At 59.8% G+C, this 26,923-nt stretch carries 22 protein-coding genes and 3 pseudogenes; 14 read left to right on the plus strand and 11 right to left on the minus strand.

The window, feature by feature from the left end:
• Positions 1 to 11 precede the first annotated feature (11 nt).
• Together B0G76_RS28740 and B0G76_RS28745 are read right to left on the minus strand one after the other, a co-directional pair.
• Positions 12 to 851 (minus strand): SDR family oxidoreductase, encoded by an 840-nt coding sequence (locus B0G76_RS28740; RefSeq protein ID WP_259460751.1) that lies wholly within the window; start codon positions 849 to 851, stop codon positions 12 to 14.
• Positions 852 to 980: 129 nt separating this feature from the next.
• The gene (locus B0G76_RS28745; RefSeq protein ID WP_120295480.1) at positions 981 to 1,904 is read right to left on the minus strand and encodes a M24 family metallopeptidase; all 924 of its coding nucleotides are present in this window, start codon (positions 1,902 to 1,904) and stop codon (positions 981 to 983) included.
• Between the two features lie 202 nt (positions 1,905 to 2,106).
• Between B0G76_RS28745 and B0G76_RS28750 the strand changes: the two genes are divergently transcribed.
• The 4 genes and pseudogenes from B0G76_RS28750 to B0G76_RS28765 all read left to right on the plus strand — a co-directional run bounded on the left by B0G76_RS28750 (position 2,107) and on the right by B0G76_RS28765 (position 6,613).
• A complete protein-coding gene (locus tag B0G76_RS28750) occupies positions 2,107 to 3,141 on the plus strand; it encodes an AraC family transcriptional regulator (RefSeq protein ID WP_183082166.1) in 1,035 nt (344 codons plus the stop codon).
• An 89-nt stretch (positions 3,142 to 3,230) separates the two neighbouring features.
• Positions 3,231 to 3,482, plus strand: a pseudogene (locus B0G76_RS28755) (DDE-type integrase/transposase/recombinase); the annotation flags it as partial.
• Between the two features lie 638 nt (positions 3,483 to 4,120).
• Positions 4,121 to 5,578 carry a DUF3300 domain-containing protein gene (locus B0G76_RS28760; protein ID WP_120295482.1) on the plus strand — a complete coding sequence of 486 codons (1,458 nt, stop codon included), beginning with the start codon at positions 4,121 to 4,123 and terminating at the stop codon, positions 5,576 to 5,578.
• A gap of 69 nt (positions 5,579 to 5,647) precedes the next feature.
• A complete protein-coding gene (locus tag B0G76_RS28765) occupies positions 5,648 to 6,613 on the plus strand; it encodes a DUF2950 domain-containing protein (RefSeq protein WP_183082167.1) in 966 nt (321 codons plus the stop codon).
• A gap of 211 nt (positions 6,614 to 6,824) precedes the next feature.
• On the opposite strand, the gene B0G76_RS28770 is transcribed toward B0G76_RS28765, so the two are convergent.
• Positions 6,825 to 7,826 carry an AraC family transcriptional regulator gene (locus B0G76_RS28770; RefSeq protein WP_120295484.1) on the minus strand — a complete coding sequence of 334 codons (1,002 nt, stop codon included), beginning with the start codon at positions 7,824 to 7,826 and terminating at the stop codon, positions 6,825 to 6,827.
• A 139-nt stretch (positions 7,827 to 7,965) separates the two neighbouring features.
• Here B0G76_RS28770 and B0G76_RS28775 point away from each other — a divergent pair, with 139 nt between their 5' ends.
• The 8 genes from B0G76_RS28775 to B0G76_RS43030 all read left to right on the plus strand — a co-directional run bounded on the left by B0G76_RS28775 (position 7,966) and on the right by B0G76_RS43030 (position 15,078).
• Positions 7,966 to 8,373 carry a carboxymuconolactone decarboxylase family protein gene (locus tag B0G76_RS28775; protein ID WP_120295485.1) on the plus strand — a complete coding sequence of 136 codons (408 nt, stop codon included), beginning with the start codon at positions 7,966 to 7,968 and terminating at the stop codon, positions 8,371 to 8,373.
• Between the two features lie 43 nt (positions 8,374 to 8,416).
• On the plus strand, positions 8,417 to 9,472 hold the full coding sequence (locus B0G76_RS28780; protein ID WP_120295486.1) for a 3-keto-5-aminohexanoate cleavage protein: 1,056 nt from the start codon (positions 8,417 to 8,419) through the stop codon (positions 9,470 to 9,472).
• Positions 9,473 to 9,547: 75 nt separating this feature from the next.
• A complete protein-coding gene (locus tag B0G76_RS28785) occupies positions 9,548 to 10,825 on the plus strand; it encodes an MFS transporter (RefSeq protein WP_310793954.1) in 1,278 nt (425 codons plus the stop codon).
• Positions 10,826 to 10,831: 6 nt separating this feature from the next.
• Positions 10,832 to 11,668, plus strand: coding sequence for an SDR family NAD(P)-dependent oxidoreductase (locus B0G76_RS28790; RefSeq protein ID WP_120295487.1), 837 nt, complete (start codon positions 10,832 to 10,834; stop codon positions 11,666 to 11,668).
• A gap of 61 nt (positions 11,669 to 11,729) precedes the next feature.
• Positions 11,730 to 11,864, plus strand: coding sequence for a DUF1289 domain-containing protein (locus B0G76_RS28795; protein WP_409076768.1), 135 nt, complete (start codon positions 11,730 to 11,732; stop codon positions 11,862 to 11,864).
• A gap of 48 nt (positions 11,865 to 11,912) precedes the next feature.
• Positions 11,913 to 13,553 carry a 3-(methylthio)propionyl-CoA ligase gene (locus B0G76_RS28800; RefSeq protein ID WP_120295489.1) on the plus strand — a complete coding sequence of 547 codons (1,641 nt, stop codon included), beginning with the start codon at positions 11,913 to 11,915 and terminating at the stop codon, positions 13,551 to 13,553.
• 75 nt (positions 13,554 to 13,628) lie between these two features.
• Positions 13,629 to 14,759, plus strand: a complete 1,131-nt coding sequence (locus B0G76_RS28805; RefSeq protein WP_120295478.1) for a porin — start codon at positions 13,629 to 13,631, stop codon at positions 14,757 to 14,759.
• A 181-nt stretch (positions 14,760 to 14,940) separates the two neighbouring features.
• Positions 14,941 to 15,078 (plus strand): hypothetical protein, encoded by a 138-nt coding sequence (locus tag B0G76_RS43030; protein WP_183082164.1) that lies wholly within the window; start codon positions 14,941 to 14,943, stop codon positions 15,076 to 15,078.
• Between the two features lie 417 nt (positions 15,079 to 15,495).
• Here the strand turns inward: B0G76_RS43030 and B0G76_RS28810 are convergent.
• The 7 genes and pseudogenes from B0G76_RS28810 to B0G76_RS43035 all read right to left on the minus strand — a co-directional run.
• Positions 15,496 to 15,576: pseudogene (locus B0G76_RS28810) on the minus strand (DUF2818 domain-containing protein); the annotation flags it as partial.
• Entirely contained in the window at positions 15,576 to 17,045 is a 1,470-nt protein-coding gene (nuoN, locus tag B0G76_RS28815; protein WP_120295490.1) for an NADH-quinone oxidoreductase subunit NuoN, read from the minus strand. The gene nuoN and the pseudogene B0G76_RS28810, both read right to left, overlap by 1 nt.
• A 305-nt stretch (positions 17,046 to 17,350) precedes the next feature.
• Positions 17,351 to 18,853 carry a GntP family permease gene (locus tag B0G76_RS28820; protein WP_120295491.1) on the minus strand — a complete coding sequence of 501 codons (1,503 nt, stop codon included), beginning with the start codon at positions 18,851 to 18,853 and terminating at the stop codon, positions 17,351 to 17,353.
• Between the two features lie 218 nt (positions 18,854 to 19,071).
• Positions 19,072 to 20,154 carry a patatin-like phospholipase family protein gene (locus B0G76_RS28825; RefSeq protein ID WP_120295492.1) on the minus strand — a complete coding sequence of 361 codons (1,083 nt, stop codon included), beginning with the start codon at positions 20,152 to 20,154 and terminating at the stop codon, positions 19,072 to 19,074.
• 310 nt (positions 20,155 to 20,464) lie between these two features.
• Positions 20,465 to 20,620: pseudogene (locus tag B0G76_RS44205) on the minus strand (IS6 family transposase); the annotation flags it as partial.
• Between the two features lie 210 nt (positions 20,621 to 20,830).
• Positions 20,831 to 21,577 (minus strand): carbonic anhydrase family protein, encoded by a 747-nt coding sequence (locus B0G76_RS28835; RefSeq protein WP_120295493.1) that lies wholly within the window; start codon positions 21,575 to 21,577, stop codon positions 20,831 to 20,833.
• A 47-nt stretch (positions 21,578 to 21,624) separates the two neighbouring features.
• On the minus strand, positions 21,625 to 21,891 hold the full coding sequence (locus tag B0G76_RS43035) for a hypothetical protein (protein ID WP_183082248.1): 267 nt from the start codon (positions 21,889 to 21,891) through the stop codon (positions 21,625 to 21,627).
• Positions 21,892 to 22,583: 692 nt separating this feature from the next.
• Here B0G76_RS43035 and B0G76_RS28845 point away from each other — a divergent pair.
• Positions 22,584 to 23,540, plus strand: coding sequence for a Na/Pi cotransporter family protein (locus B0G76_RS28845; RefSeq protein ID WP_120295494.1), 957 nt, complete (start codon positions 22,584 to 22,586; stop codon positions 23,538 to 23,540).
• Between the two features lie 418 nt (positions 23,541 to 23,958).
• Positions 23,959 to 25,083, plus strand: coding sequence for an AI-2E family transporter YdiK (gene ydiK / locus B0G76_RS28850; RefSeq protein WP_120295495.1), 1,125 nt, complete (start codon positions 23,959 to 23,961; stop codon positions 25,081 to 25,083).
• A 226-nt stretch (positions 25,084 to 25,309) separates the two neighbouring features.
• Here the strand turns inward: ydiK and B0G76_RS28855 are convergent, their stop codons facing one another.
• The gene (locus B0G76_RS28855; protein WP_220700779.1) at positions 25,310 to 26,722 is read right to left on the minus strand and encodes a DUF2252 domain-containing protein; all 1,413 of its coding nucleotides are present in this window, start codon (positions 26,720 to 26,722) and stop codon (positions 25,310 to 25,312) included.
• Positions 26,723 to 26,923: the final 201 nt, after the last annotated feature.

Consider the following 26,923-nt stretch of genomic DNA (forward strand, 5'->3'; position numbering starts at 1 on the left):
GTGTCCTCGGTTCATATCCACCCCATCTTCCTGGAGTCGGCGATCAGAACCCTGAACAGCAGCGAGCGGGATACGCGACGCAGGTTGTAGATCAGTCGGGCGAAAGGTCCAACGAGCACCAGACCCCTGTCCGAAAGCACGGCGTCGACGATGGCCTCGCCGACAACGCGCGGATGCGCGCCTTTGGTTCGGTAGAACTCGGCAAGGCGATCCAGTTGCTCTCGCGTGATGCTCTTACCAACGTTCGCCGAACTGGCATGGGCAATCGGTGTGTTGATGATGCCAGGGCAAACCACGGTAACCCGGACTTCCGATCCGGCGAGCTCCATCGCCAAACTGTCAGTCAACCCGACCACGGCGTGTTTGGATGCCGCGTATGCGCTCATGTTGCACGTCGGCGCAAGGCCGGCAGCGGACGCCACATTGACGATATGCCTTGGGCCAGCCGCTTCGCGCATCTTCGGCAGGAACACGCTACAGCCGTTTACCACGCCCATCAGGTTGATGTTCAGGAGGCGGCGCCAGATCTCGACCGGCGTTTCGATGAATGTCCCGATAAATCCAACACCGGCGTTGTTCACCAGCACATCGAGCGCACCAACAGACTCGCTTACCTCTTGGGCGAGATCCGCCATCGCCTGTGGATCGGCGACGTCGGCCCGAAACGTCAGACATTCGACACCGTGGGTACGAACCGACTCTGCCGCTGCCGCGAGCCCTTCCGCATTGATGTCGACGAGGATGAGGTTGGCGCCGCCGCGCGCAAACGCGATCGCCGTTTCATAACCGATCCCCGATGAGGCGCCGGTCACAAGAACCTGCTTGTTCTTGAGTTTTGTAATTGACATCATGTCTCCTTGTCGAAGCGATGTGGCTCGCTCTCACGGAAGATCAGCGTGATCGCTTGCGACGTCATTTGCTTGTGTGACCGCGACGGCGGTCAAGGTTTGAAATAGAGATGCCTCTGAGGCAGGATTTGCTCATCCGCAAATGAGCAGGTCAGGCGACTTGCCAGTGAAGGCTTGTGCGGCTGACTCAGTTGATGCGCTCCACCATCCTTGCGCTGCGGCACGCCGGCAGTGTGGGACGTCATCGTCCAGCCACCAGGCATTGTCCTTGGTGATCACCAGTATTTCTTCCCATTTGGTTCCGAGGCTTTGATCCGGCAGGGCGATATGCGGTTCGACGGCCCACAAGCCTTCGAACGGCTGGTGATCGGACTCACGGCGATCATTCCATAGTGGCGAATGAATGGTTCCCGGTGTCAGCTTCGACGCCCACTGACGCGACATCAGCCAGACGTAGGTAGGCAACCCAAAACCCAGCCACCGCACCTTATTCAAGGGGTTCGACAAATGGCGTCCGACACGGTGACCGAGAACCCGATGGGGATAGCGTCTGTGCTGACTGACGTATCCGGCCGCCTCGACGATCGAGTCGACCTCCTCATAGATGGACTTGAAGGTCCGACGCTCCCGAACACCATCGAGAATGAGTTCACGCACCTGCAACAAGGTACGGTTCATATCGTCAAGGATCGCCTGGGTAGCCGGATTTTTCCCGTGGACGAAGCAATAACCGATGTCGGCTGAGTAGCCGTCGATGATTGGTGCGATGTCGAGTATCCCCGTCATTCCGTTCTCGAGCCGACGGTCCGACGGCAGAAACTTGTGGTCCGCCCAGAACCCCTTGAATGCTGCGCGATCGCCGAACCAGGCGAACGGATCGTGAAACAGATCGTGTACCCCGTGAGCCTTCAGCCAGTCTCTCATGAGAGCACATGCATGTTTTTCCGTCATGCCGGTTCGCAAACTTGCCGCGGTGTATTCCACGCAGTCGTAGGCCAGCTTTTGGACCTGGCGAAACCGCTGAAGGTCTGATGCGCGAATAGTCGAATATTGCATGATTGTCTCTTGTTTGCTGTCTATGCACCGTGGTAGATCCCTATCAGCCCCAAAGCGACCGCGCACAAAGGCAGCCACAGCCCCGATTTAAGGGAGAAAGTCCCAGAAGGCAGTCGATTAACTCGACGGGAGCGATACGAATGTAGCAGTCAGAGCTTCGTCACAATTGACTCTGTGAGCCAAATTATTGACAATGGAAGCCATGAGTACTTATCCCGATACGGCACATCGTGCCCCAGAATCCTGGGTCCGAAGTGGAGCGTTGACAGGCGCGAGGGAGCTGATCATCGAATTGGGGGGAGATCCTGAGGCGGTCTGCCTGTCAGCAGGTGTGCCGTCGCAGTCCCTGAACGAGGGAGACTTTCCACTCACGGCTACGCAGTTCGTAAGCTTTCTGGAACAGGCGGCAAGACAGACGAAGCACGAGAGCTTCGGCGTGCAACTCGCCGCGAAGCAGAGCCTGGCCGTACTCGGTCCGGTATGGCTCTTGATGCAGAGCGCGTCGACAGTTCTCGAGATGTTGCAGGACCTGGCGCGGTATTTCATGCTCCATACTCGCGGCGCGCAAGTGATGGCATCTCGCACGGCGGAAGGGCTGTCGATCGGCTATAGCCTCTCGCCGGGAATCCCAGTCTCGGATGTGCAGACGATTGAGCTTGGTATCGCCGTGCTATGCAACGAACTCCGTGGCTATGCTCCTCGAGGCTGGCAGCCGTCCCTTGTAGAGTTCCGACACAGTGCACCACAGGATCTCGGCTTGCATCGCAAGGTCTTTGGTTCAAATCTGGTGTTCGACCAGGCACGAAGTACAGTACTACTCGAGCACGATTTATTGAAAGGACCGATCGTATCGGGTTCGATGCTCCGTCACCGTCAGATTGAGGCTTTGCTGGACACTCGACGCGGAGCAACTCCCAAGGATGTGGTTTTGAAAGTCGAAGAGACTGTGGGGGCAATGCTGCCTTATTCGGCGTGCTCACGGCAGCAGATAGCATCGGCGCTCCGATTGTCCGAACGCACCTTGCAGCGTCGCCTCGCCGAATGTGGGGAGAGCTTTGGTGCGATTCGAGACCGGATGCGCGCCGAACTCGCGTTGCGTTACTTACGCCAGTCCAGGCTCTCCCAAGCCGAAATTGCCGAGATCCTTGGCTTCTCCGACGTGACGGCTTTCTGCCGCGCATTTCGTCGCTGGCACGGCATGACAGCCGGCAAGGTTGACCGCGCCTCTCGCCTGTAGTCCCGAGGCAGTTGGTGGACCGCGCTCTTTGTTGTCTCGTCGCGAGGCGACCTTGCGGCGAACCGGCTCGGTTGCTACCTGCCGGATCGGACAAGGCTGGCAATACCGTCGATTTCCTGCTTCGGGCCTATCGCGACAAGGCTGCCGCGGGTCGCTATGTCGAGCAGGACCATCGTGCCATCAAACGTATCATCAGGCCGGTGATGGGCTTCAAGAATTTTCGCTGCGTCCGCGTCATCCTGTCAGGCATCGAAGTGATGCATATGATCAGGAAAGGGCAGATGAAGGACGCGGCCATCCAACGGACTGTTGCCGAGCGATTCTATTCGCTAGTGATATAAGCAGTTCTTATCATATGGTGCACACGTCAGTAATTCCCTTCCTGTGGAAGAGTGGCTCGCGCAAGGAGCACCTGCGATCTCGCCACATGCGCGGCCTCGCGTAGATGGCTGTCGTTCCATGCGCTACGCGGACTTTGATATCGAACCGGGAGGTCCGTCGTATCTACATACCAAGCGACGCCGAAACTGTCGCCGTTGCACGTCGTAGTGCGCGATTTCCTGAGCGCCACGCCATTGTTCTGTAGGACCAAAGTCCTATTGCCCGGACAGAACATTTTGAGGATATTGAAAGTGACAACATCGCTCGGTGCATCAAGCCATGGTCCTGTTGTGTAAACGTTATGCCTTGCGTTTTTGAACGACACCGCAGTCAGCATTTCATGTTCTTCTGGCAATGATTAAAGAGAAGGATCCTCCATGTTATGACCGGCGCAGACACAACGACATTGTCCCGGGAACGCCATACTTTTTTCTCCCATAAGCGGGTGCCGGGTTGGCGCAAAGGGCTTGAGCCTAGACGCCGCGACGGCCAACTCGCCGGTTGCGGTTGCGATCGGGCAGCTTCGCATCACGAATTCCTACGACATCAGTCTGGTCCTCTTCCTGATGTCGCATTGTCGACGCAATCGGAGCAGAAAATGCTAATCGCCGCTGCGTATGCCGGCAGGATCGTCGCGTGGGGGGGCAGAGCCATTCTCACGGCCTGCGCGATTCTGGCGCTAAACACCGTGACTAGCACCGACTCGCTGACTTTTGCACAGACACCTCTGCCGTCGGTGCCCGCTGCGCCGAAACTGGATGCTCAGCAACTCGACGTATTGACTGCACCTATTGCAGCCTATCCTGACCCGTTGCTCGCGCAGGTGCTTATGGCAACGACGTTTCCGGATGACGTTGTTGCGGCTGCGGCCTGGTCGGAGAGTCATCCCGACCTGAAGGGCGATGACGCTGTGAAGGCGGCGGCCTCGATGCCTTGGGATCCGAGCGTCCAGTCGCTGTTGGCCTTTCCGCAGGCGCTCGCGACCATGGCTCAGAATCCGAACTGGGTTGAAGCCATCGGACAGGCGTTCCTCACCCAGCCCTCCGACGTAATGGATTCCGTGCAGCGGCTTCGTCAGGCGGCGTATAAGGCGGGCAACCTGAAAGCGACCCCGCAGCAGACTGTCGTGGTTCAACCCGCGACGAATACGATCGTCATCCAGCCAGTCAATCCGCAGGTCGTCTATGTGCCGGCCTACAACCCCACGATCTTTTACGGTCCGTGGCCCTATCCGGCGTATCCACCGACGTACCTGCCTCCACCTCCTGGATACGTGGTGGGCAATGCACTTGCGGCGGGGATGGCTTTCGGCGCTGGCATCGCGATTACCAATGCATTGTGGGGCGGATGCGACTGGGGGCGCCGCGACGTCAATGTGAACGTCAACCGGTACAACAACATCAACGTCAACCGTCGGATCGACGCGAGCCGCACCACATCGGGCTGGGATCGTACTAACGCGATCAATAACCGCAATCGCATGCAGGCAACAGGCAATCGACCCGGCAACATTAATGGACGGCCAACTGTACCTGGCGCGGCAGCCGATCGCAGTGCCTATCGTGGGCGCGAGAATGCGCAACGGGCGCAGGCTAGCCAGACGCTTAGCCAGCGCACCGGGCAAAGCATGAGCGGGTCGGCAAGCGAGCGCGTCAACAGCATGCGTCAGGGGGGCGTGGCCGGGGGCAATGCCGCAACTGCACGGAGCCGCGGCGCCGGTGCCGGTGGCAGGGAAGAAGCAGCACGCAGCAACGCAGCCGCGACGGTGAACCGGGCTGATGTGCAGAACCGCGCGCAGAACGTGAACCGTGACAATGCACTGCGCGATGCGGGAAATGCCAACGGCGGCCGGCAAAACATTGACCGTGGCCTGCAAAGTCGCAACGCCGCCAACGCGAACCCGGGTGGCGCCGTGAACACAGCGCGCCAGGGCAATGCCCGCGATGGTGCTGGTGCTGGTGCCGCCAATTCGTCCCGAGGTGGGAGCGGAAGAGCGGCTGGCGGCGGGGCGGGAGGGGGCGCCAGGGGTGGTGGTGGCGGTCTTCGCCGTCCGTAGGTCCAGGGAACATCACTGTACGCCTCATTGGTCGCAGCCTGACACGCCATCTGATGCATGGAGCGCCTCATGACCCAGTCTACACAATCGTCTACGCAAGACAATCGGACGCCCGAACCCGGAAGTGTGCCGGAAAGATCGCGCTGTTTACGGGGGCTGACCGCTCTCGCCATACTCGGCGGCCTGCTAGCGGCGGCCAGCCAGTGCAATGCGCAGGCGACGTATCCATCGCCTGCTGCGGCGGCCGAAGCGCTGCAGCAGACGCTCGCAACAAGCGATATCAACGGACTGAGAAAGGTTCTGGGCGCAGATTACCGGCAGTTCATCCCGGTCGGGTCAATTGGCACGGAGGACGTGTACGCGTTCCTGTCCGCATACGCGAAGCATCATGAGATCGTCGACGATGGAAAGGGGACGGCTCACCTGCAGGCAGGCGAGTCAGGCTGGACGCTGCCGGTTCCGATCAGACAAACATCGGCCGGCTGGCATTTCGATCTCCGTGCTGGCCGCGACGAGATGACCACCCGGCGCATCGGCCGTGACGAACTCGCGGCCATTCAGACCGTGCTTGCGATCGGCGACGCTCAGCGCGATTTCGCCAAGGCAAAAGGCGAGACGGTTTACGCGCAGCGCTTCATCAGTAATCCCGGCAAGCAGGACGGTCTGTACTGGCCGACCGCCGAGGGAGAACCCGAAAGCCCTCTGGGCGAACTGGCGGCAGTAATGGGTCCGACCGTGCAACCCGGTCAAGGCTACCATGGTTATCGCTACCGTATCCTCACCGCACAAGGGCCGGGCGCGCCAGGTGGAGCGCGCAATTACCTCAACGGAACATTGATGACTGGTGGCTACGCCGTGATTGCGTGGCCAGTGAAATATGGCGAGACCGGAGTAATGACATTTATCAGTGGCAGCGACGGTAAGGTTTACCAACAAAATCTCGGGCCTAAGTCATCCAGCGCGGCTGCACGGATCCAGCGGTACGATCCCACCGGTTGGCAGGGGGTGCCTGATTCGCAGATCACCGGGCAATAGCGATCACTACCGCCCCCAGATGCGATCCGCGAAGGGCTGGTTGCGTCCGGCGCATGATGTACATTTTTGCGCCCGAGATACCCGTTGCGGGCTTAGAAGCTCGTTGCGATGGGTATATACGCCGAGTCCTTCGCTTAATCGTCAAGGTCGATAGTGGCTGCCCGCTGAGGGGGGCGGAACCGAAGGCAGACCGCGTGCCAATCCCAGTACTTCACTGTTCCTTATCGCGTCGCCACGTTGAAACGCTGCAGCCAAAACGCCCATTAAACCAGCGAGAAAACGCGCTTAATGATGAGAAACCGACCAGCGTGGCGACTTCGGAAAGCGGTCGGTCACCGCTGTCGACGTATCGCGTCACCAACTCGATCCGGACTTCATCAACGATTGATAAATAGCTGTCGCCGTAACTTGCAAGCTGCCGGGACACCGTCCTGCGGTCGACGCCTAAATGCTGGGCTATCCGATCTACCGAGCACGCGCCGGAGGGAAGCAGCGCGACGACCAGCCTCCTGACCTTGTCAGGCATCGTTGTATTGGACTGAACTAGCATGGCATCGAGGTAGCGACGTACCTGCAAGGCCATTACAGGGTCATAGGTAGGAACCGCGGCGTCCAGATCCGTTGCCAGGCATACGATGCCGTCGAAGTCCTGTCTAAATGCCACCGGTGCACCAAACACGCGCCCGTGTGTCGCGAGATTTGCTGGCGCGTCATGGGTGAAGCAGATCGTGCGCGGCCTCCAGGCGGCGCCAAGCACCACACTCAGCATCCGGTACAGAACCCCTAGCACCAGATCCGTTGCCTGGCGCATCGAGCCAGGAATGCCGCCGATGATGTCTTCCCGAATGACTGCAAGTCCTCCCGACTCCTCGATATGGATGACGAGCGCTTCGTTCTGCAGGCGCAGGTAATGCGCCATTGATTCGAGCGCCTTACGCAGCGTCGGCTGCTCGCGCATGACGAAGCCGAGCGGGCCCAGGTTGGAGAGTTGCCGCGTTTCCGCCATCCGCAGTCCGAAATCGTCGATACCTGCGGCCCGGGCTGAAGCCTCGAGCAGCCGTGCCACTGCGTCGGCCGGAATCATGATGTCGCTGTCCAGTAGAACAGACTGGCTGATTCCTGCGCTGCTGAGTTGGTGATAAGGATCGACGCCAACGGATCGGGCGACTTCGACGTAATTGGTAAGTGCAGCGCTTCGCAGGCGGTAGGACATAGCGTTTTCCCTTGCGTCCCAAAATGTAAATTAATTGTCCCGTTTAGTCAAACCAAAAATCGCCCATATCCGATACTTAGCCCTGTAGCCGCGACACGGTCACGCGCCGCGCAATTCAGGAATGTAGAGGAAGTCAACGATGAGCAATGAGACGAACCACAGCGCCACGCCGATCTGCGATGGACTGCGCGCCACCGGTAACTGGAATCCCGCCTGGGACGCGTTTGCCGAAATCGATCCCGTTTGGGCCGAGAAATTCATGGCGATGGGCATGCATACCGTCATGTCAGGTGTTCTGGAACCGAAGGTTTTGGAGTTCATCGCCATTGCCGTGGATGCGTCGTGCACGCACATGTATGCGCCGGGCACGCGCCGACACATCCGCAAGGCTTTGGAACTAGGCGCCACCAGGGAAGAAATCGCGGCAGTTCTGCAGGCGGTGAGCGTTCTCGGCATCCATTCGTCCAGCCTGGGCGCGCCGATTCTGCTGGAAGAGCTGGCTGCATTTGAAAAGGCACGTGCCGGCAGTGCTCAGGCCGCTGGCTAACGGGCCGCCGTAGCTTCAGAAACCGCTAACAAGGAACCAAGACATGCATTTTCTAGACGACTCACTGCTGCCTGAAAATCAGGAAAAACTCGTGATCCAGGTCGCGCCGTACGGCCCGCAATGGATCCCCAGCGATTCCGACGACATTCCGGTCACGATGGACCAGCAGATCCAGAAGGCCGTCGATTGCTACAACGCGGGCGCCACCGTGCTGCACGTGCATGTTCGTGAGGAAGACGGCAAGGGCAGCAAGCGCCTGTCGAAATTCAACGACATGCTGGCGCGCCTGCGCGAAGCAGTGCCGAAGATGGTGCTGCAGGTCGGCGGCTCGATCTCGTTTGCGCCGGAGAACGAAGGCGAAGCCGCCAAATGGCAAAACGACGACACGCGCCACATGCTGGCGGAGTTGGACCCGCGTCCCGATCAGGTCACCGTGGCGATCAACACCAGCCAGATGAATGTGATGGAGTTGATGACCGAGGCCGACATCGCAGGCACTTCGCTGATGAACCCCGCGCTGCAGGCGGCTTATCGCGACATGATCGTGCCATCCAATCCGTCATGGCACGTCGAGCATATCAGGCGCCTCGTGGCCAACGGTATCCAGCCGCAGTTCATGCTGGGAAATCTGGCACAACTGGAAACGCTCGAACGTCTGATCCGCAACGGCGCATACACCGGCCCTCTGAACCTCAATTACGTGGCGATCGGTGGCGGCGCGTCCGGACTGCATCCTGCCGACATGATCGAGTTCGCGCGACGCACGCCGGACGGCGCGGTGCTCACGCTCGAAACGCTGAACCGCAACGTGGTGCCGTTGAACACGATGGCTATCGCGTTGGGTCTGCATGTGCGCGTCGGCATCGAAGACACGTTGTTCGGCCCGGACGGCGAACGCGCAACGTCGGTGCAGCAGATCGAAAAGATGGTGCGTATCGCGCGCGAACTCAACCGCGACGTCGCGAGCGGCGAGGACGCCCATCGCATCTATCAGATCGGCACGCAATGGGGTTCCGTCGACGAGACACTGGACAACCTGCGCATGCCGCCTAACCGGCGGTCCGTCCAGCGCGACGTGGCCGCACGTAAAGTCGCCTGACGGGGTGGCCAGGCAGAACGCGACAGCGTTTTGCGTTCCGTCTGGCATCAATGATTCCCCGAGGCATGGAGACAGATGATGTTCTGGAAGAAAAGCCCCGCTGCGGTTCTGGCATCGCTACTGGTGATTCACCTGCTGGCTCATATCGACCGCAATATGCTGCTCGGTTTCTCACCGCAGATCACTCACGATCTCGCGCTCGACCATACGCAATATGGCTTTCTGGTCGGCGCGGTGTGGGTGCTGAGCTTTGGGGTGATGGCCGTGTTCATGGGCACGCTCGCGGACCGCTTCAGCCGCCCGCGGGTCATCGCCGCAGGCGTACTGATCTGGAGCGTCTGCACGCTGGCATCCGGTCACGCCCAAAGCTTCGAGCAGATGGTGGTCGCACGGTTTTTTGTCGCCAGCGGTGAAGCAGCGCTGGTCCCGGCCGCGGTGGCCCTGCTCGCAGAACTCTTCTCCGAGAAGAAGCGAGGCACGGCGATGGGGCTGTTCTTCATGGGCATTCCGCTGGGCGTCGGCTGCAGCTTCCTGCTTGCCGGCAGCTTTGGTGCCACGCACGGCTGGCGCAGCACGTTTTATGCACTGGGCGTTATCGGTGTTGCCATCGCGGTGCCGCTGGCGCTGCTGAAGGAAGATCGCAGCCGGCTGGCGCCGCAGGAAAGGGGCGCGCCCGTCCTGCCGCAAGTACTCGCCGTGTTGCGTACGGTCGCTGGCAACCGGGCTCTGTACTTGACGATTATCGGCTTCGTGCTGGTGCACCTGGTTTTTGCCAGCTTCTCCTTCACGCAGTTGTGGCTCGTCGACGAGCGGGGCATGAACGCGGCGGGCATCGCTACCAGGATTGGCGCGCTGCAACTGGTATTCGGCACGCTGGGTGCGGCAGCAGGCGGTGCAATGGCCGATCGGGTCGCGAAGAAGCTGCGGGGAGGGCACGCAAGTTTCATGGCACTTCTCGTCATGATCTGCGCTCCGTTCATGCTGGCCTACCGTTTTGCCCCGGCAGGGTCGCCACTTTTCTATATGGGCATGTGCGCGGGATTTTTTCTGCCACTCGCCGTGTATGGCCCTGCCATTACGGTCGTCACCGGCCTGACGCCGCAGAACATGCGCTCGACGGTCGTCGGCTTCACGATGATGTCGATCAACGTGTTTGCTCTCGCCACTGGCACGGTCGTCGTCGGCATGGTCACGGACCATTTCGTCAAGGTGGGCGCCTCCGCACCGCTGACGGGTGTGCTGATCGCTACCGATGTGCTCGCGATCAGTTCAGCACTGTTCTTTGCGCTCGCGGCGCGTGCCTCAGGCAAGCAGCGTGCGCTCGCGCTGGAAAGCGCACAACTTACAAGGTAATTGAGAATGCGAAATCAAAATCAGAATCTGGAAGGGCGGGTGGCCCTCGTCACCGGTGCGGGTCGCGGCATGGGTGGAGCGATTGCGATCGATCTGGCGAAAGCCGGCGCACACGTTGCGATTTGCGATATCGACATGCCGGCATTGGAAGAAACGCGTATCGGCGTGGAAGCGACCGGTGCGCAGTGCCTTGCGTTGCGCTGCGACGTGTCGTCCAGCAGCGAAGTTACGGAACTGTTCGAAGCCATCGTCGAGCGCTTCGGCACGTTGCACATTCTGGTCAACAACGCCGCGCTCGTGCCCAACCGGCCGGTCGATACGGAGCGCCGCAACAAGCACTACGCGTATCTCACCATGCCGGTGCCGCGGCAATCGCTGGGTTTCACCCGCAGCATCAGCGACGACGAATGGCATCGCTACTGGGACGTCAATGTGCACGGCCTGTTCTATTGCACGCGTGAGGCGCTCAGGCTGATGGAGCCGCAGCGCGACGGCAAGATCGTCAACATCGCTTCGATTGCAGGCATCTCGGCCATGAGCGCGCATAGCCCGCATTACAGCGCGACCAAAGGTGCGGTTATTGCCTTCACCAAATCGGTCGCGGCTGAGGTGGCGGGCGCCAACGTGTTCGTCAACGCGATGGCCCCGGGCGGTGTGGCCACGCCGGAATTCACGAAGTATTTCGAGACCGTGGGTGAGGAAAAGTCCAACCAGTTCTGGCAGATTTGCCCAGCCGGACGCCTCGGCACGATGCAGGAGTATGCGTCGACGGTGACCTACCTGGCGGGCGACCACTATCTCGTGGGCCAGGTCATCAGCCCGAATGGCGGTGTGGTGATTTGACCGGGTGCTGCGCATGATCCTAGGCGATGCCATCAAAAATCCCTGCATCAATATTTGCAGGATGGATCAGCACGCCAGGTTCTGCCAGGGGTGCTGGCGAACGCTCGTCGAAATAGGCGTTTGGGACCAGATGACTGACCGGCAAAAGACCGAAGTTGCGCAATCGCTCGAACAACGCCGTAACAGGAAAGTGTGAAGCTCGACGCTGCCTTCGCGCCCCTGTATCAGAGAATGGATTAACGAAATGAACGGTTTGATGCTACATAAGCAGTTGCTGATTTCATCGCTCATCGTGCATGCGGATCGCCATCACGGCGATACTGAGATCGTGTCGCGCCGGATTGAGGGTGACATTCATCGTTATACGTTCCGCGATTGCCACCGCCGTGCGTGCCAGATGGCCAATGCGCTCACGCGACTGGGCGTCCAGGCGTCGAATCGCGTGGGTACGCTGGCATGGAACGGCTATCGGCATATGGAGTTGTACTACGGCATCTCCGGAATGGGTGCGGTAATGCACACGATCAATCCGCGTCTGCATGCGGATCAGATTGCCTACATCGTCGACCATGCGGAAGATCAGTATCTGTTCTTCGACCTGACGTTCCTGCCGATAGTGAAGGCGATTGCCTCGCGCTGCAAGACGGTCAAGGCGTTTATCGCGATGACCGATCTCGAGCATATGCCGCGTGATAGCGGCATCGTTAATCTGTTGTGCTACGAAGATCTGCTTGAGAGAAGTTCGTCCACCTACGTGTGGCCGAACTTCGACGAAGAAACGGCCAGCACGCTTTGCTATACGTCTGGTACCACCGGAAACCCGAAAGGCGTCCTGTACTCGCACCGCTCGTCGGTGCTGCACACCTACGCCGCAGCTTTGCCGGACGCACTGAACTGTTCGGCGCGCGACGTGATCCTGCCGGTCGTGCCGATGTTTCATGTCAATGCATGGGGCATCCCTTACATCGCGTGCATGGTGGGTGCCAAGCTGGTTTTCCCCGGCCCGGGGCTGGACGGCCAATCACTGTACGAGCTGATCGAGGCTGAAGGAGTCACATTCGCGGCCGGTGTGCCGACGGTGTGGCAAGGACTGCTGAACTGGATCGAACAGGGCGCGCTGAAATTCTCGACCCTGAAGCGTACCGTCATTGGTGGCGCGGCCTGTCCGCCCGCGATGCTTCGCAAGTTTCAGGACGACCATGACATCGAGGTCCTGCACGCATGGGGGATGACCGAACTGAGTCCGATCGGGACCGTCGGTGCGATGAAATCCAGCCACCTCGCAATGCAACCGGAGGCGCGTCGCGCGGTGCAATCGAAGCAGGGACGCGCGGTGTTTGGCGTGGACATGAAGATCGTCGCCGGGGATGGACAGGAATTGCCTTGGGATGGCGTGAGTTCCGGTGAACTGCTGGTGCGTGGCCCATGGGTCGTGCGCAACTACTTCCGCAATGAAGGTGGCAACCCGCTGCGTATCGATGCCGACACGCATGGCTGGTTTCCGACTGGCGATGTCGCGACCATCGACGCCGACGGCTTCATGCAGATCACCGATCGCAGCAAGGACGTAATCAAGTCCGGCGGAGAGTGGATCAGTTCAATCGAGATCGAGAACATCGCGGCCGCGCATCCGGCGATAGCAAGCGCCGCGTGCATAGCGGCAAAACATCCGAAGTGGGATGAACGGCCGCTGCTACTTGCCGTCAAGCGGCCTGACGCGCACGTGAGCGCCGAGGAATTGCTGGCGTTCTTCGAGGGAAAGATCGCGAAGTGGTGGACGCCGGACGCGGTCGTGTTTGTCGCTGCAGTGCCGCTTGGCGCGACCGGCAAGGTGTTGAAGAACCAGTTGCGCGACGAGTTTCAGAATTATCTGTTGCCCTCGTGAGCCGACAGGCAGTCTTTTGTGGTGAGCGTGGATGTAGATCGTTTGGGTTATATAAAGCAATAAATCGGAGACGCAATGAAATTGAAATGGGTAGCGGCCGCTGCAATGGCTGCGCTTGGCAGTGCCGCACATGCGCAATCGTCGGTGACGCTGTACGGTGTAGTCGATTCGGGGCTGATGTATCAGAGCACGTCGGCGGCTTCGTTCAGTCCAGCGGCGAAGAACCTCGGGAAGGTCTATCGCTTCAAGGATGGCGGCATCTACTCGAGTATCTACGGCATGAAGGGTACCGAGGACATTGGCGGCGGATATCACGTCAACTTCAAGCTGCAAGGGTCTTTCGACAGCGGCACCGGCAAGTTCGGTCTCGCCGATACCACAGGTGCTTCCGCGATGTTCAACCAGTTTGCGACTGTCGGCATGTCGGGACCGTTCGGTTCGGTCACTGCGGGCAGGCAGATCGTCCCGATGGCGTACGCAATGGCCGAGACCGACGTTCGCTCGGGGGACTACTTTGGCAGCATCCTGACCGCGTGGATCGGCATGAACACGGCAGCGGGCTGGGCGGGCGCCAACACCAATGGCCCGATCGGTGCACTCTACGACAGCAATGCGATCGTCTACGAGTCGCCGAAATTCGCCGGGGTGTCGGGCTTGCTCGAATACGCGCCCGGCGGCGTCGCGGGAAGCTTCCAGGGCGGCACGCGCGAATCGGCCGTGCTGAAGTACTCGAACTATGGCCTCAGCCTGGCGGCCTTTTATTACAACGGTCACGACACCAACACCGGTTTGACGCCGCCCGTCCCCACCGGGCTGGACAATAACCGCATGTGGTATGTGGGCGCAAAATATACGACGCTCAGCGGCATCTCGATGTCCGCGTCGTACAGCAACGGCAAGAACCCGGCCCATGCGAATCTGGTCAACCTGGACATGTATACGGCAGGTCTGGGCTATCAGATTTCGCCAGCGTTGAAAGTCACAAGCGGCGTCTATTATCTGAAAGACAAGAACAGTTCGGCCAACAAATCGCTTGAGGTCGCTGGAGGCGGTGAATACAGCCTGTCAAAGACCACGCTGGTCTATGCCCAGGTGGGTTGGGTGAACAACCACGGAGATATGACCCAGACGATTGCATACGGCCAGCCGGCTGCGCCCGGCATGGGCACGACGGCTGTCATGCTCGGGATGCGTCACGCGTTCTGATCGAGCGAAATAACGGCTCGCAAGCAGTCGTTGCTCGCGAACCGCAATCGTCTGAGCAACGGTATCGGATAGCCCACGAAACCCGCCGATGACCGGGGCGGTGGACTGTCCAGGCAGGTCCGGTGGACCTGTTCCCAGTTGCTCAGGTACAGCGCAATTCTTTCGGTAAGCGAGCAGGGAAATGAAAGTTATTGTCGCCTTCGGCGCGATCGGCGTTATCGCTCTGGCTGTCTGGCTACCTGCAGAGGCACTGGATCAAAGCAACAACATCACCGTTCCGGCCACCCTGACTGCGGTCAGAGATCTGGTCGAGCGTTGAGATCAACCGGGTTCGCCATGAATAAAATCAGCATCAGGACCCGTCTTGGCTTGTGTCACGATAAGGATGGCAGAACGAGGCAATTCCCATATGATAAGAACTGCTTATATCACTAGCGAATGAAATCGCTCGGCTGCGCTGACGTCCTGAATGTCCGCTGCCCGCCTGATTGTGTTTTCAGTGTAGACCCGAACCATTCGGCGCCATCGAAAGGAGCCACCCGGGCGGGAAGGCGACACTGGGCGGGGCAACCGGTTACAGATGCGCTTCGCAACCGTGCGATTACGATAATTCCAGGCATCGCCATTGCGTTTTCACCTATACCTCGCTCTCTGCTGCAGGCAGGTCGACAACGTTAGACCGCAGAGGGCTCACGTCGTAGATAGCTCATCGCTATGGGCGCACAGGGCTCGCTCCAGCGAAGATCCGCTGACTCAGGAACGGCGCGTTGCCCCCGGCGAGCGCCAACAGCACGATGAACCAGCCTGCCGCGGACACTACAGCGGGAGTGTGTGCGAGATCGCCTGCAGGCAGACCGTCATCAGCGGACCTGGAACGATGCCGAGCACCAGCACGGCCACGCCGTTCAGCGCAAGCAGCGTGCGATTGCAGGCACCTGCCAGGATCGGGGTCGTGTCCTGCGGTGTGTCGAAGTACATCAGCTTGACGATGCGCAGGTAGTAGAACGCGCCGAACAACGACGTGATCACTGCCAGCACCGCGAGCCACGCGAGGCCGGCGTTGACCGCCGCTTCAAGCACGGCGAGCTTCGCATAGAAGCCGACCGTCGGCGGAATACCAGCTAGCGAAAACATCATCACCATCATCACGAACGCGAACACCGGGCTGCGTTGATTCAGGCCCTTGAAGTCGCCGAGCGTTTCTGCTTCGAAATCGCGGCGCGCCAGAAACATGATCACGCCAAATGTGCCCGTCGTCGTAAGCAGATACACGATGCTGTAGAACATTGCCGAACCGTACGCGCCCGCCGCGCCACCGGCGTTGCCGGCGACGACTCCCGCCAGCAGGCCAAGCAGCACGAAGCCCATGTTCGAAATGGCCGAGTACGCGAGCATCCGCTTGACGTTATGTTGCACGATTCCGGTGATGTTGCCGACGATCATCGACAGCGCCGCCAGAATCACGAGCATTTCCTGCCAGTCGACTGCGAGCGGCAACAGTCCCATCACAAGGAACCGCAGGCCCCACGCGAACGCCGCGACCTTCGGACCGCCTCCGACGAAAAGCGTCATCGCAGTCGGCGCACCCTGATAGATATCCGGCACCCACATATGGAAAGGCACAGCCCCCATTTTGAAAGCTACGCCCGCGACGATGAAAATCACGCCAAACAGCAGCACGGCATGGTTGACGCGGCCAGAAGCAACCGTCTTCAGTACCTCGTTCAGTTCGAGCGAGCCTGTCGCGCCGTAGAGCATGGAGATGCCGTACAGCAGGAAACCCGTCGCCAGTGCGCCCAGCACGTAGTACTTCATCGCCGCTTCGCTCGACTGCGCGGCGTCGCGCCGCAACGCAATCATTGCGTATAGCGACAGCGACATCAGTTCGAGACCGAGGTAGAGCATCAGGAAGTGGTTGCCCGAAATCATGATCAACTGGCCGAGCAGCGAGAACATGCCGAGCAGGAACACATGGTCGCGGAACAGCTCGCGATCTTCGAGATATCTACGCGAATAGACGAGCGTGGCAGCGAAGCCAAGCGACACGGCCGCCTTCATCACGCTGGCGAACGAATCGATCACGATCATTCGCGAGAAGAAATAGTATTGATGTGGATCGGACGATTGGATCGCGAACCAAACGCCCGCCGCAGTCGACGACAGGACCGCGATGAGGTAAGTAAGACGGCGGTTCGTTGCTTCAGAGCAGAAGTCTCCCAGTCGGGAGGCGATCACGAAGCCGAGCACTACCAGCGCGTCGGGCAACAGCATATGTGCGTTTTGCATGATCTTTACGGCTCTTGTGAAATTAGAGCGAGTTACGCCGCATGCGAATTGATCGAGGAGAAGTCGAGATACTGTTCATCCAGGCATTCTCCGCCGAACTTCACTGGCTTTGGGTTGAAGTCTTTCCAATCCATCGACATGCTACCGTGACCCGCAGCATCAATGCTTCAAAAAAGGCACCAATGGCAAAGCGTCGCGTGATAGAAAAGCCCGTACCAGTCACGCGACACATCCGGAATTCAGCGAGCCATCTCATCTCTCCGGGCCAATCGAGATTGGCACATAACGTTGCGTACAACTTCACCCTAGAACGATCCCGCTACAGATCCGACGGCGATCACTATCACGAGCGCCAGCAGCGCGCCAACAATACCCACCATCACGATGTCGCGATAGCTTTCCCGATGCGTCGAGCCACACACCGCGAGCAGCGTGACGACCGCACCGTTGTGCGGCAGGCTGTCCAGCGTACCGGATGAAATCACCGCCACACGGTGCAGCAACGCCGGATCGATGTGATGCTGTGCTGCAAGTTGCAGGTAAGTGCCGCCGAGCGCATCGAGCGCAATCGTCATACCACCGGACGCCGAACCTGTCAGGGCGGCCAACAGATTTGTGGCTACCGCTAGCGATACCAGCGGGCCTCCGCCGATGCCGAGCACCCATTCGCGGACGAGCCCGAATGCAGGCAGTGCCGCGATCACCGCGCCATACCCGACCAGACTGCTCACACTGAGCACCGGCAACACCGCTGCGTTCGCTCCCGCGTCGACACTTTCGCGCAGCGCAGGGAGCCTCGTCCGATTAAGCAATACAAGCATGACGATTGCCACCGCGAGTGCAACGCAAACGCCCCACACCCCACCGACAGCTCCAAGCGACGTCGCTCCCCAACGACCTTCAGCAAGATAAGCCGCGTCGAGCCGCGGCAATACGACGACGTTCATAAGGAAGTTCACGCCTACGACGACCACCAGCGGGGCAATGGCGATACCGAAAGACGGCATGGTCGAGGAGACGTGGCCATGATCGATCTCGACGGGATCAAAGCTCTGCGAGACGGTTGCACGCTCACGCACGAGGCCAGTGTGGCGTGCAGCTCCAATTTCCGGCATGGAGTGTTCAGCCGCCCGAGTCGTGAAGCCTTCACCGAGAGCGCGTGCCCGCACTTCCTGTCTGCCTAGCCACCACAGTCCGAATCCGGCCATCACGACGCTAGCGATCACCCCGAGGCCGGGCGCGGCGAACGGCGTCGTGCCGAAGAATGGCATCGGAATCGCATTCTGGATCGCCGGCGTGCCTGGCAACGCCGACATCGTGAAGGTCGACGTACCGAGCGCTATGGCGGGAGGCATTAACCTGCGCGGAATGTTTGCTTCCTGAAAGAGCGCCTGCGCCATCGGCGCCAGTACAAAAAAGGCAACGAACAGACTGACACCGCCATAGGTAACGAGCGCACCGCCGATTACTACCGCGAGCATCGCGCGGCGTGGGCCGAGCCGCCGCGTCATAAAACCCGCGATGGCCTGCACTGAACCGCTATCCTCCATCAGCTTGCCGAACAGTGCGCCAAGCAGGAACAGCGGAAAGAACTGCGCGACAAAACGCGCAGCGCTGCCCATGAAGGTCTGCGTCCAATGCGCGAGGACCGGCTCGCCGGAGATGCCTGCCGCCAGCATCGCGGCAAGCGGCGCGAGCAGCAGCACGCTCCACCCTCGATATGCAAACCAGATCAGCAGGCCGAGACTGACAAGCATACCGGTCAGTCCGAAGCCGAGCGCGAGAGGAGTGAGTGCAACTGCGTTCATAGTCGTATTCCGGCGGGGATTCTGTCACGTTGAGTAGTCGAGGGCGTGCACGCACAGAGAACGAACCCGTTATATCCAGGTGAATCGCCCTCTACGTCCCGAAGGACGGCCCGTTGGTGGGCAGCAATCAGGCTTCACTGCACAGCCTCATAAACAGCTAACCGGGATGCAAGGCGGCGCCACGCTCACGACGGGGACCAACCGCAAATCCTGCAGCTTCATATCTGCTCAAGAACCGTATCGAGAAGGGAGTCAAGATCGAAAGTCGATCGCTTGCCGAGATCCGCCGCATGATCCTTCAGGAAGAGTTCCATGCATTTACGCCCTTCTTCTCGTAACATGCGGAGAAACTCCCACTCTGCGTTGAGCTTGGAGGACACACCGAGTTCGACCATGCGTGGGCTTGCGATCCGGTGGACGCGCGCATCGGCCCATTGTTCCGCCCAGGCTGCATGCCCGGGGCCCTCGTCGACAAACAGGCGCTGGAACATGGCGATGCCACGCAACTCCTTCTTGAGACTCGAATTGAATGAAATCTCGTTCAGCCGGTTAAGAATCTCGGACGCCGTTTTTGGCACGCCGGGCCGCTCAATCGGATTGATCTGGACAAGCAGAATATCGCGCGCCTTGCTTTCGCGAATAACCGGCGTTAGCAACGGATTGCCGGAAAAGCCGCCATCCCAGTAGGGGTCGCCGTCTATCTCGACGGCCTGATGCACCAACGGCAGGCATGCAGAAGCGAGAACTGCCTCGACACTTATATTCGCGTTTCGGAAAACGCGCGGCAGACCCGTGCGGACATTGGTGGCGGTGACGAACAGCTTGATCGGCGATTGCTTCAGTCCTTCGAAATTGATGCTTTCCTCCAGAATGGTCCGCAGCGGATCAAAGTTCGTCGGGTTGGTTTGATAGGGAGAAAACAGGCGACTGAAGAGATCATAGAAAATATAGGCAGGAGAATTATCGAGCGACCAGTTGCCCATCATCACGTCAACCGGCGTCCGCTGGAATGGGCTGTACCGCGCCTTATCGCTGACCCGCCGCCAGAACTGCTCAAGGGCCAACTTCGCACCTTCCGGGCCGCCAAGCGTATATCCATGCACCAGCACAACAGCGTTCATCGCTCCGGCTGACGTACCGGTGATGCTTTCAATCTTTAGCCAGGGTATTTCGAGCACCCGCTCAAGCACGCCCCACGTAAATGCCCCGTGAGCACCACCACCCTGCAAGGCAAGGTCGATCGACAGAGGATCGTGGTTCGCCACCGAGGCCTTAGGGTCGTCGTGATGTTGCGTGACCATTGTCTCCACCTTACCCGTCTTGATCCGAACATTGCGAAAGATGAGCTGCCAGTTGCCTGTCTACCACAGGGGAGACCAGCGCCATCGCTATTGGACACACACCGGCATTATCGAGCTAGCGGATACAGCCTGAATCGTGCTGATAGTCTATTGGCATCCTGATCAGTCGGCGTTGCTGGGTCGGTCACGCTCCAGCGTTGCCATGCCGTGCAGCGTGCCTTGAGTTCAATACGATGACGCGAAGCATTCATCCGGTGTCTGGGCAACGCAAAGTGCTGCCGGATCGGACCGAAGCGGGAGAGAAATGCCCGCGTGCGCGTCGGCGGGTGGGCTGATGGCTGTTCTCCGCGCGGTTGTTCACGCGCGCAGCCGCCCTGACGAACACATGCCTGACGTGAGCGAGCTCCGGGATATCCGCCTTCGCGGCCGGATAGCTGCGCAACTGATCGGTAATGATCTTGCGTGGCACCGGGTTTGACCGCAACAGGTGGCCGTGATAAAGCGATTTCGTCTTTTTCATCGCAACATCCTACCCCCGCCGGTGGCTAACCTGACAGTGCCCTCTCACGGCCAACACCTGGCCGACTTTCGCCTATCGCGACAGGCGCATACGGTCCCTACCTGTCGGCCGCTTTTCTTGAAAGCGGCCATCGGGACAAACAGCCGCTCGTGCTGATCAACTGAAGAACTCAACCGCACCCGTTGCAAGGTTGTACATCGCACCGGCAATCTTGATCGTGCCGCTGGTTTCCAGCTCCGCGAGCACCGGGCTATCCTTACGAATGCCTGCTATGGTCAACTCGACGTTCTTACGCGCCACGGCGTCCACGAAAGCGTAGTTCGTCGCAGAACGATCACCTGCGTAGGTCGTCGCCTGCACCGCGGGTTTGATCCTGGCCAACAATCCGGTGAGATTGCCTAGTTCGGCGTTGGCAATGGCGCCCTTGACGGCGCCACACTTTGTGTGACCCATTACCAGGACTACTTTTGCACCAGCCAGTTTGCATGCGAACTCCATGCTGCCAAGAATGTCGTTGTTTTCGACGTTGCCAGCGACACGGCAATTGAAGATATCACCGATGCCGAGATCCATGATCACTTCAGCTGGCGCGCGCGAGTCGATACAACTAAGCAGCACGGCCGCGGGATACTGTCCATTCGCGCTCGCCCTCTGCTCGTTCAAGTAATTGCGGGCTTTCCGCTCGCCCTTCCGAAAGCGCGCGTTCCCTCGCTTCATTGCCTCGATGATCTGCTCTGGTGTCATGCTTTCGCGCTGCGCCTTGGTCAACGCATCGGCGTATGCCGGACCCGCGAAGAGAGTGCCGCCGGTGAGCCCGAGCACGGCCGCGGTGCCGGTTAGCCTGAGAAAATTCCGCCGGCCTGAGCCGTCGTTGGGTCGAAGAAACTCATATGTGTCGCACATGAATTCATTTCCTTTTTGACAATCGTATATCGAATCCGGCACCAACGTTACGCTTCGAACGCGCCCCAGGTCTTTGCCCGGCGCTCGTGACAGGCAAACGTAAATTCGCTGCGATGCCCGACGACCAGCGGTGCCTTTACGACGTATCTGAACAGAATGGGCTTCACCCGCATAAATGTCCTGGTAATTTTGAGATTGCCGAAGCCTGGGGCAGAATCCCACTGCATGATTGCGGGCGCGACATGGAGGGCATTGATAATCATATAGCCAGCCCCGCCGATGGCACCGGAACGCGCGGCGGCTTTGACGAACACGTGTTTAGCAATCGCCAGCGCCGGAATCTCAGCCTTGCCCGCCGGGGCGCTGTACTACTGATCGGTGACAAGGCTTCGCCATCTCAGTCTCTCCACACACGTACCGCCTGAGTCTCGTCCTGGATCAACATCTAGAGTAGGTGGCCGCATGAAGGCAGACAATGAGCCTTTGGTCCAATAGCGTAGTGGCCCGGAGCACCTTATGCTGAACATATCCTCTCTGCACACCGTCCCTCACGATTAAACGGCTTCGGTCTATTGCCGCCAGGACGGCCGCAAGATGCTGTACTCCGCGGTTGCTGGGAGTGTCGCCCCCGGAGTTCGATGATCGCGCCAAGCTCCTGGTGCAAGCGCGGGCGGTGCACCAGTCCGGACAATGCGCAACTGCCAGGCCGAGCGCGCTCCGCGAGATTGCGCGTCGGCGTCTTTGCACGTCGGCGTCTTTGCACGTCGGCGTCTTTGCACGTCGGCGTCTTTGCACGTCGGCGTCTTTGCACGTCGGCCGTATGCCATCCATGTCTGCAGTATGCGTTTCACGAACCTCACGCATTGCAAGCCTTGGCTACCGGTGGGACGATCGCAGACACGATTGAACTGCATGGACCGCCGACCGTGCTATTGGGGAGCTTGAAATCAACAATCTGGAGCGCGGCCGGTTATGGGTAAGCGCTGCGAACAACCAGGAGTTTGCGATGACCCCATTGCAGGGACTGTTCTCCGCAATTTCCGCAGTCATTCTTTTCTTGTATGGACTTCAAGGGTTCAGCGGCGAACTTCAAGCCGTCGGAGGCGAGGCATTGCAGGCATGGCTGGGGCGGGTGACGGCCAACCGTTGGCGCGGCTTTCTGGTCGCCGCGCTGGCCACAGCGGTCGTACAGTCGAGCAGCGCCGTTACTGCGCTCGCAGTCACCCTCGTCGATGCCTCCGTCATTTCGTTCCGGGCCAGTCTGGGCGTTTTGCTTGGTGCCAATGTAGGAACGACAGCCACTGCCTGGCTGGTTTCTTTCAAGCTCACCGGTATCGGCCCCATGTTTATCGTGCTGGGCTCGTTGATCTCGATCCTGCCCATCCGGGCGAAGGTTGTTGGGAAGGCCATCTTCTACTTTGGCCTGGTGTTCTTTGCGCTAGATCTCATCTCGACGGAACTGAAACCGCTGCAGAATCGCCAGCAGTTCAAGGATTGGCTGGCCCTCGCCGAGGCGCCGTGGATGGGCGTGCTTGCCGGCCTTGTCTTTACGGCGCTCGTCCAGTCAAGCAGTGTCACCACGGGATTGGCCATCCTTCTGGTGCAGCAAGGCGTGCTCCCGCCAGAGGCTGCAATACCGATTGTGATTGGCTCGAACGTGGGCTCTACGTCGACGGCTCTGATCGCGGGTCTCGGAATGAGCCCTGTTGCCAGAGCCACGGCGATTACCAACTTTCTGTTCAACGCCGCTGGCGTGCTGGTTTACTTCCCATTCCTGAGACCTTTTTCGCGAGCGGTTGTGGACGCGAGCGCCAACCCTGGCATGGCCGTGGCTTGGGCACACCTCATATTCAATCTAACGGTTGCATTGGTCCTCCTCCTCACGCTGAACTGGATAGAGCCTCCTCTGCGCAGTTGGCTGCGGGTCGACGCGAAATCGCCACGGCCTGCGTCGGTGCCGTGATCGCATGCTGGGGCCGACTTTTTTGCGCAATTCGGTGCGAGGCAGGCGGCGGTTAAACCAGGCGTCGCGTCTCTCGCACCAATTGGGTGTTCCTCAATGCCGTGCGACGCGTTCTGCGGGTACGTCCACGCCTGCTCTGTCCGTGGTCTCGCCTCGGACAGACGACTGAGCGTTCGTTCCGTGGAGGCGACGAGGCGAGCATGCATGTGCTGGCGGACAATTTGATGGTGTGATCAAAGCGCTCGGCTCGCGGGGCGCCGCACTCGCCTCCCCGACTGCCCGAGCAAGCATCGCCTGGACGATGCCGACGCCGCAGGATTGCACTATTCACAGCACTTGAATGCCCGTTCGAGTCATTCAAAGAGCAACTGGACGGCGGAGGTCCAATGCCCATTGCGTTACTGGGAATAGGCTGAAAATGAATGACACCCGTCCTGCCGTGGATCTTCCCCGGGTCGTGCTTGCCATCGGCACCGTGCTTCTGCTGATCGGCGGGAGCCTGTATATCCTGCTCCCTTTCGTACCGGCGTTCATCTGGGGCACCATGATCGTCGTTACGACATGGCCTGTTCTGCTCTCGGTGCAGCATCGCCTAGGCGAGCGAAGGGGACTCGCCGTAGTGATCATGCTGCTGCTACAAGTCGTGGTGATCGTCGTTCCTGTGTTCGGCGCCATATCGACGCTCGCCGACCACGCCGCCGACATCACGGCATTCGTCAAAGGCTTGCCGGACTACGCGCTTCCGTCGCCTCCACACTGGCTGGCGGCCATACCTGTAGTCGGCGTCCGTATTGCACACGAGTGGCAGAGCCTCTCGGACGCGGGGCCGGGCGGGGTGCTCGCAAAGCTCCAACCCTACGCTGCTATCGCGGCACGCTGGCTGCTTGCTCGCGTGAGCCAGGCAGGCTTGTTCATGCTGCATCTGCTCCTCATGCTGGTCGTGTGCGGCCTTCTTTATGCGAATGGCGAAGTCGCTGCGCGGCTGGTAACGCGCCTCGCACAGCGTGTCGCACCGTACAGAGGTACAGGTATCGTCCATCTGATCGGGCAGTCGATTCGCGCGATTGCGCTCGGCGTGGTTGTCACCGCTGTTGTGCAGGCCGCCCTCGGCGCACTCGGCATCTGGATAGCCGGCGTCCCGTTTGCAGGCGTACTGGCCGCACTCCTGCTAATCGTGTGTCTGGTGCAGATCGGGCCGTTCCTGCCATTGATGGGATGTGTCGCCTGGTTGTTCATTCACGATGCGCGGCTCGCGGCGATCCTTTTGTTCGTCTGGTCCATCGGGGTCACCGGTCTCGACAATTTCATGCGCCCAATCCTGATCCGTCGGGCTGTCTCTTTGCCAATGATGCTCATCATTTCCGGCGTGCTTGGTGGCCTGCTTTCGATCGGCGTAGTCGGACTGTTTATCGGGCCGGTCGTTCTGGCCGTTACCTACCATTTGCTGCTCGCCTGGATCGACACGCCAGGGGCGTCCGAAGCTGCAGCGGATACGCGGACGCCCAATCCGGCCGCCCCCCCAGCAGACACGACGCCCGATTGACCATAACCGTCTGGTGACGACAGTTCCTGGCGACGTGCCGATATCGACACGTCGGGCGCAGTGGATTGCAGGTTCAGACCGCCTGGATGGGACGCTGATCAGCGACCGCCCATGGCAGCAGCACGCCGCCCAATGAGTGCGAGCATGATTGCTCTCCATCCGACATTCTTTGTGGGGCTTATCAACGGCCGCGTCGCCCGTGGGTGTTTCCCCGCGCGACTCATTGCTACTCTTCGAAGATTGCCTTCACCTTTCCGCCTTCGATCGCACGCTTTAGTGCAGCGTGGTCCGCTTCAGTTTGGTCTGCGTACGCAACCGAAAAAATGGCAAGCGCCTTGTCGAACGCGTCGCTCTTGCCCAGATATCCGCTAATGATGGAGGGATCCCCGGAGCGCGCGTGAGAGAGCGCGAGCGACCAGCCGCACCAGTCAGCGAATAGGCACATCTCGGCCTTGTCGAACGCATCGACGGGGAACTTGATTTTGACGTCCCGGAGTTGGCGCACGTAGTAATGTCGCCCCGACCCTCCCTTCGTCCATCCCAGAAAGATGTCACTCGAAGGCTGCATGAGCCGGTGACCATTCACGACGCGCTCCCCATGGTTTGGGTAGACGCTTTTGCCCGCATGGGTCTCCAGAACCGAGGCTCGCGCTTCTTTGACCTGGAGCAGGAGCGGATCTCCCGCACCGTCCATCAGTAACCCAATCCAGCAGCGGGTGCCGACGCTGCCGACACCGACAACCTTGATTGCGACGTCCAGCAGCCTGTAGTGATCGAGCATCACGCGGCAGGCTGGAGTCAGACTTTCGCGGTAACGGGCGAAGACATTCGCGATTCGGGAATCAATTTGCCCTGCGCGGTGCCCTTTCAGGCGAAAGATGGTTGGAGGCTGTTCCTTGATGAGTGCAGTGTGCCCCGAACCCTGCACGAGCTTGGGAAAGATGTCCTCAGTGATACAGGTCTCACGTTCCTTCGCGAGCCGTTTGACGGCTCGACGGCGGATGGTCGGATCCACGATGGTCGAAATCAGCATTTCGGTTTCGAGGGCAAAATACCAGCGGTCGAGCGATTTCATTTCGCCGAATTCGGCCATGTGTTCGCGATACGACCGAACGCAGGTGAGGACCGTGTCCTGGGCGGCGGATTCACTCAGGCCATTATTTCGACAGGCAATCACGAAGCTCGCAGTGAGGCGTTTGAGATCCCACTCCCAGGCGGCCGCGAGCGTCTCGTCGAGATCGTTAATCGCGAATATGACGTTGCGCTCCGGTGTGGCAAAACCACGGAAGTTGACGAGGTGCGCATCACCGCAGCACTGGACACGCACGCCGGTGCTTGGCATGGATGCCAGGTCTTCCGCCATATTGAGCGCCGCCCCGCGGTAAAAGGTGAAAGGCGATTGCGCCATGCGCCCGTGGCGCAGGGGAATCAGGTCCGTGAGGCGCCCCTTGTTGGACTCCTGCACCAGATCCACAGGATCCGGCCGGTCAGAAGGCGCGTTCCAGGTCGCATGAAACTCCCGGGGAATCTTCTTGCGCAGGGCCTTGCCTATGGCACGGCGTTCCGCCCGTGAAAGATGCTGGCTGACGACAGTTGGCGATCCGGACTCGGCCTGCCCTGCGCCTTCGAGCGGTTCCAATGACTCCGTGTGCATGTTACCCCCTCAAACTTACCACTACCCTAAGTTTAGGCCAGCCTCTGGAATTGATGCTGTTCGGGCAACCTGATGCACGAGGCAACGTTGGCCGCTATGCTCAGGCCCGGAGGTCTGCCTTCCCAGCCGTCCGTCGATTGACGGAATGCGAACCGCTGGTTCGTCGTAGAATTGCGAAGGCACAAT

Origin of the sequence: Paraburkholderia sp. BL23I1N1 (genome assembly GCF_003610295.1) — a bacterium.
In the GTDB taxonomy this organism is placed as follows: Bacteria; Pseudomonadota; Gammaproteobacteria; order Burkholderiales; family Burkholderiaceae; genus Paraburkholderia.

Bases quoted from the DNA above. Each gene is read 5' to 3' on its own strand.
- B0G76_RS28740 (WP_259460751.1), bottom strand. From the start codon at position 851: ATGATGTCAATTACAAAACTCAAGAACAAGCAGGTTCTTGTGACCGGC.
- B0G76_RS28745 (WP_120295480.1), bottom strand. From the start codon at position 1,904: ATGCAATATTCGACTATTCGCGCATCAGACCTTCAGCGGTTTCGCCAG.
- B0G76_RS28750 (WP_183082166.1), top strand. From the start codon at position 2,107: ATGAGTACTTATCCCGATACGGCACATCGTGCCCCAGAATCCTGGGTC.
- B0G76_RS28760 (WP_120295482.1), top strand. From the start codon at position 4,121: ATGCTAATCGCCGCTGCGTATGCCGGCAGGATCGTCGCGTGGGGGGGC.
- B0G76_RS28765 (WP_183082167.1), top strand. From the start codon at position 5,648: ATGACCCAGTCTACACAATCGTCTACGCAAGACAATCGGACGCCCGAA.
- B0G76_RS28770 (WP_120295484.1), bottom strand. From the start codon at position 7,826: ATGTCCTACCGCCTGCGAAGCGCTGCACTTACCAATTACGTCGAAGTC.
- B0G76_RS28775 (WP_120295485.1), top strand. From the start codon at position 7,966: ATGAGCAATGAGACGAACCACAGCGCCACGCCGATCTGCGATGGACTG.
- B0G76_RS28780 (WP_120295486.1), top strand. From the start codon at position 8,417: ATGCATTTTCTAGACGACTCACTGCTGCCTGAAAATCAGGAAAAACTC.
- B0G76_RS28785 (WP_310793954.1), top strand. From the start codon at position 9,548: ATGATGTTCTGGAAGAAAAGCCCCGCTGCGGTTCTGGCATCGCTACTG.
- B0G76_RS28790 (WP_120295487.1), top strand. From the start codon at position 10,832: ATGCGAAATCAAAATCAGAATCTGGAAGGGCGGGTGGCCCTCGTCACC.
- B0G76_RS28795 (WP_409076768.1), top strand. From the start codon at position 11,730: ATGGATCAGCACGCCAGGTTCTGCCAGGGGTGCTGGCGAACGCTCGTC.
- B0G76_RS28800 (WP_120295489.1), top strand. From the start codon at position 11,913: ATGAACGGTTTGATGCTACATAAGCAGTTGCTGATTTCATCGCTCATC.
- B0G76_RS28805 (WP_120295478.1), top strand. From the start codon at position 13,629: ATGAAATTGAAATGGGTAGCGGCCGCTGCAATGGCTGCGCTTGGCAGT.
- B0G76_RS43030 (WP_183082164.1), top strand. From the start codon at position 14,941: ATGAAAGTTATTGTCGCCTTCGGCGCGATCGGCGTTATCGCTCTGGCT.
- nuoN (WP_120295490.1), bottom strand. From the start codon at position 17,045: ATGCAAAACGCACATATGCTGTTGCCCGACGCGCTGGTAGTGCTCGGC.
- B0G76_RS28820 (WP_120295491.1), bottom strand. From the start codon at position 18,853: ATGAACGCAGTTGCACTCACTCCTCTCGCGCTCGGCTTCGGACTGACC.
- B0G76_RS28825 (WP_120295492.1), bottom strand. From the start codon at position 20,154: ATGGTCACGCAACATCACGACGACCCTAAGGCCTCGGTGGCGAACCAC.
- B0G76_RS28835 (WP_120295493.1), bottom strand. From the start codon at position 21,577: ATGTGCGACACATATGAGTTTCTTCGACCCAACGACGGCTCAGGCCGG.
- B0G76_RS28845 (WP_120295494.1), top strand. From the start codon at position 22,584: ATGACCCCATTGCAGGGACTGTTCTCCGCAATTTCCGCAGTCATTCTT.
- ydiK (WP_120295495.1), top strand. From the start codon at position 23,959: ATGAATGACACCCGTCCTGCCGTGGATCTTCCCCGGGTCGTGCTTGCC.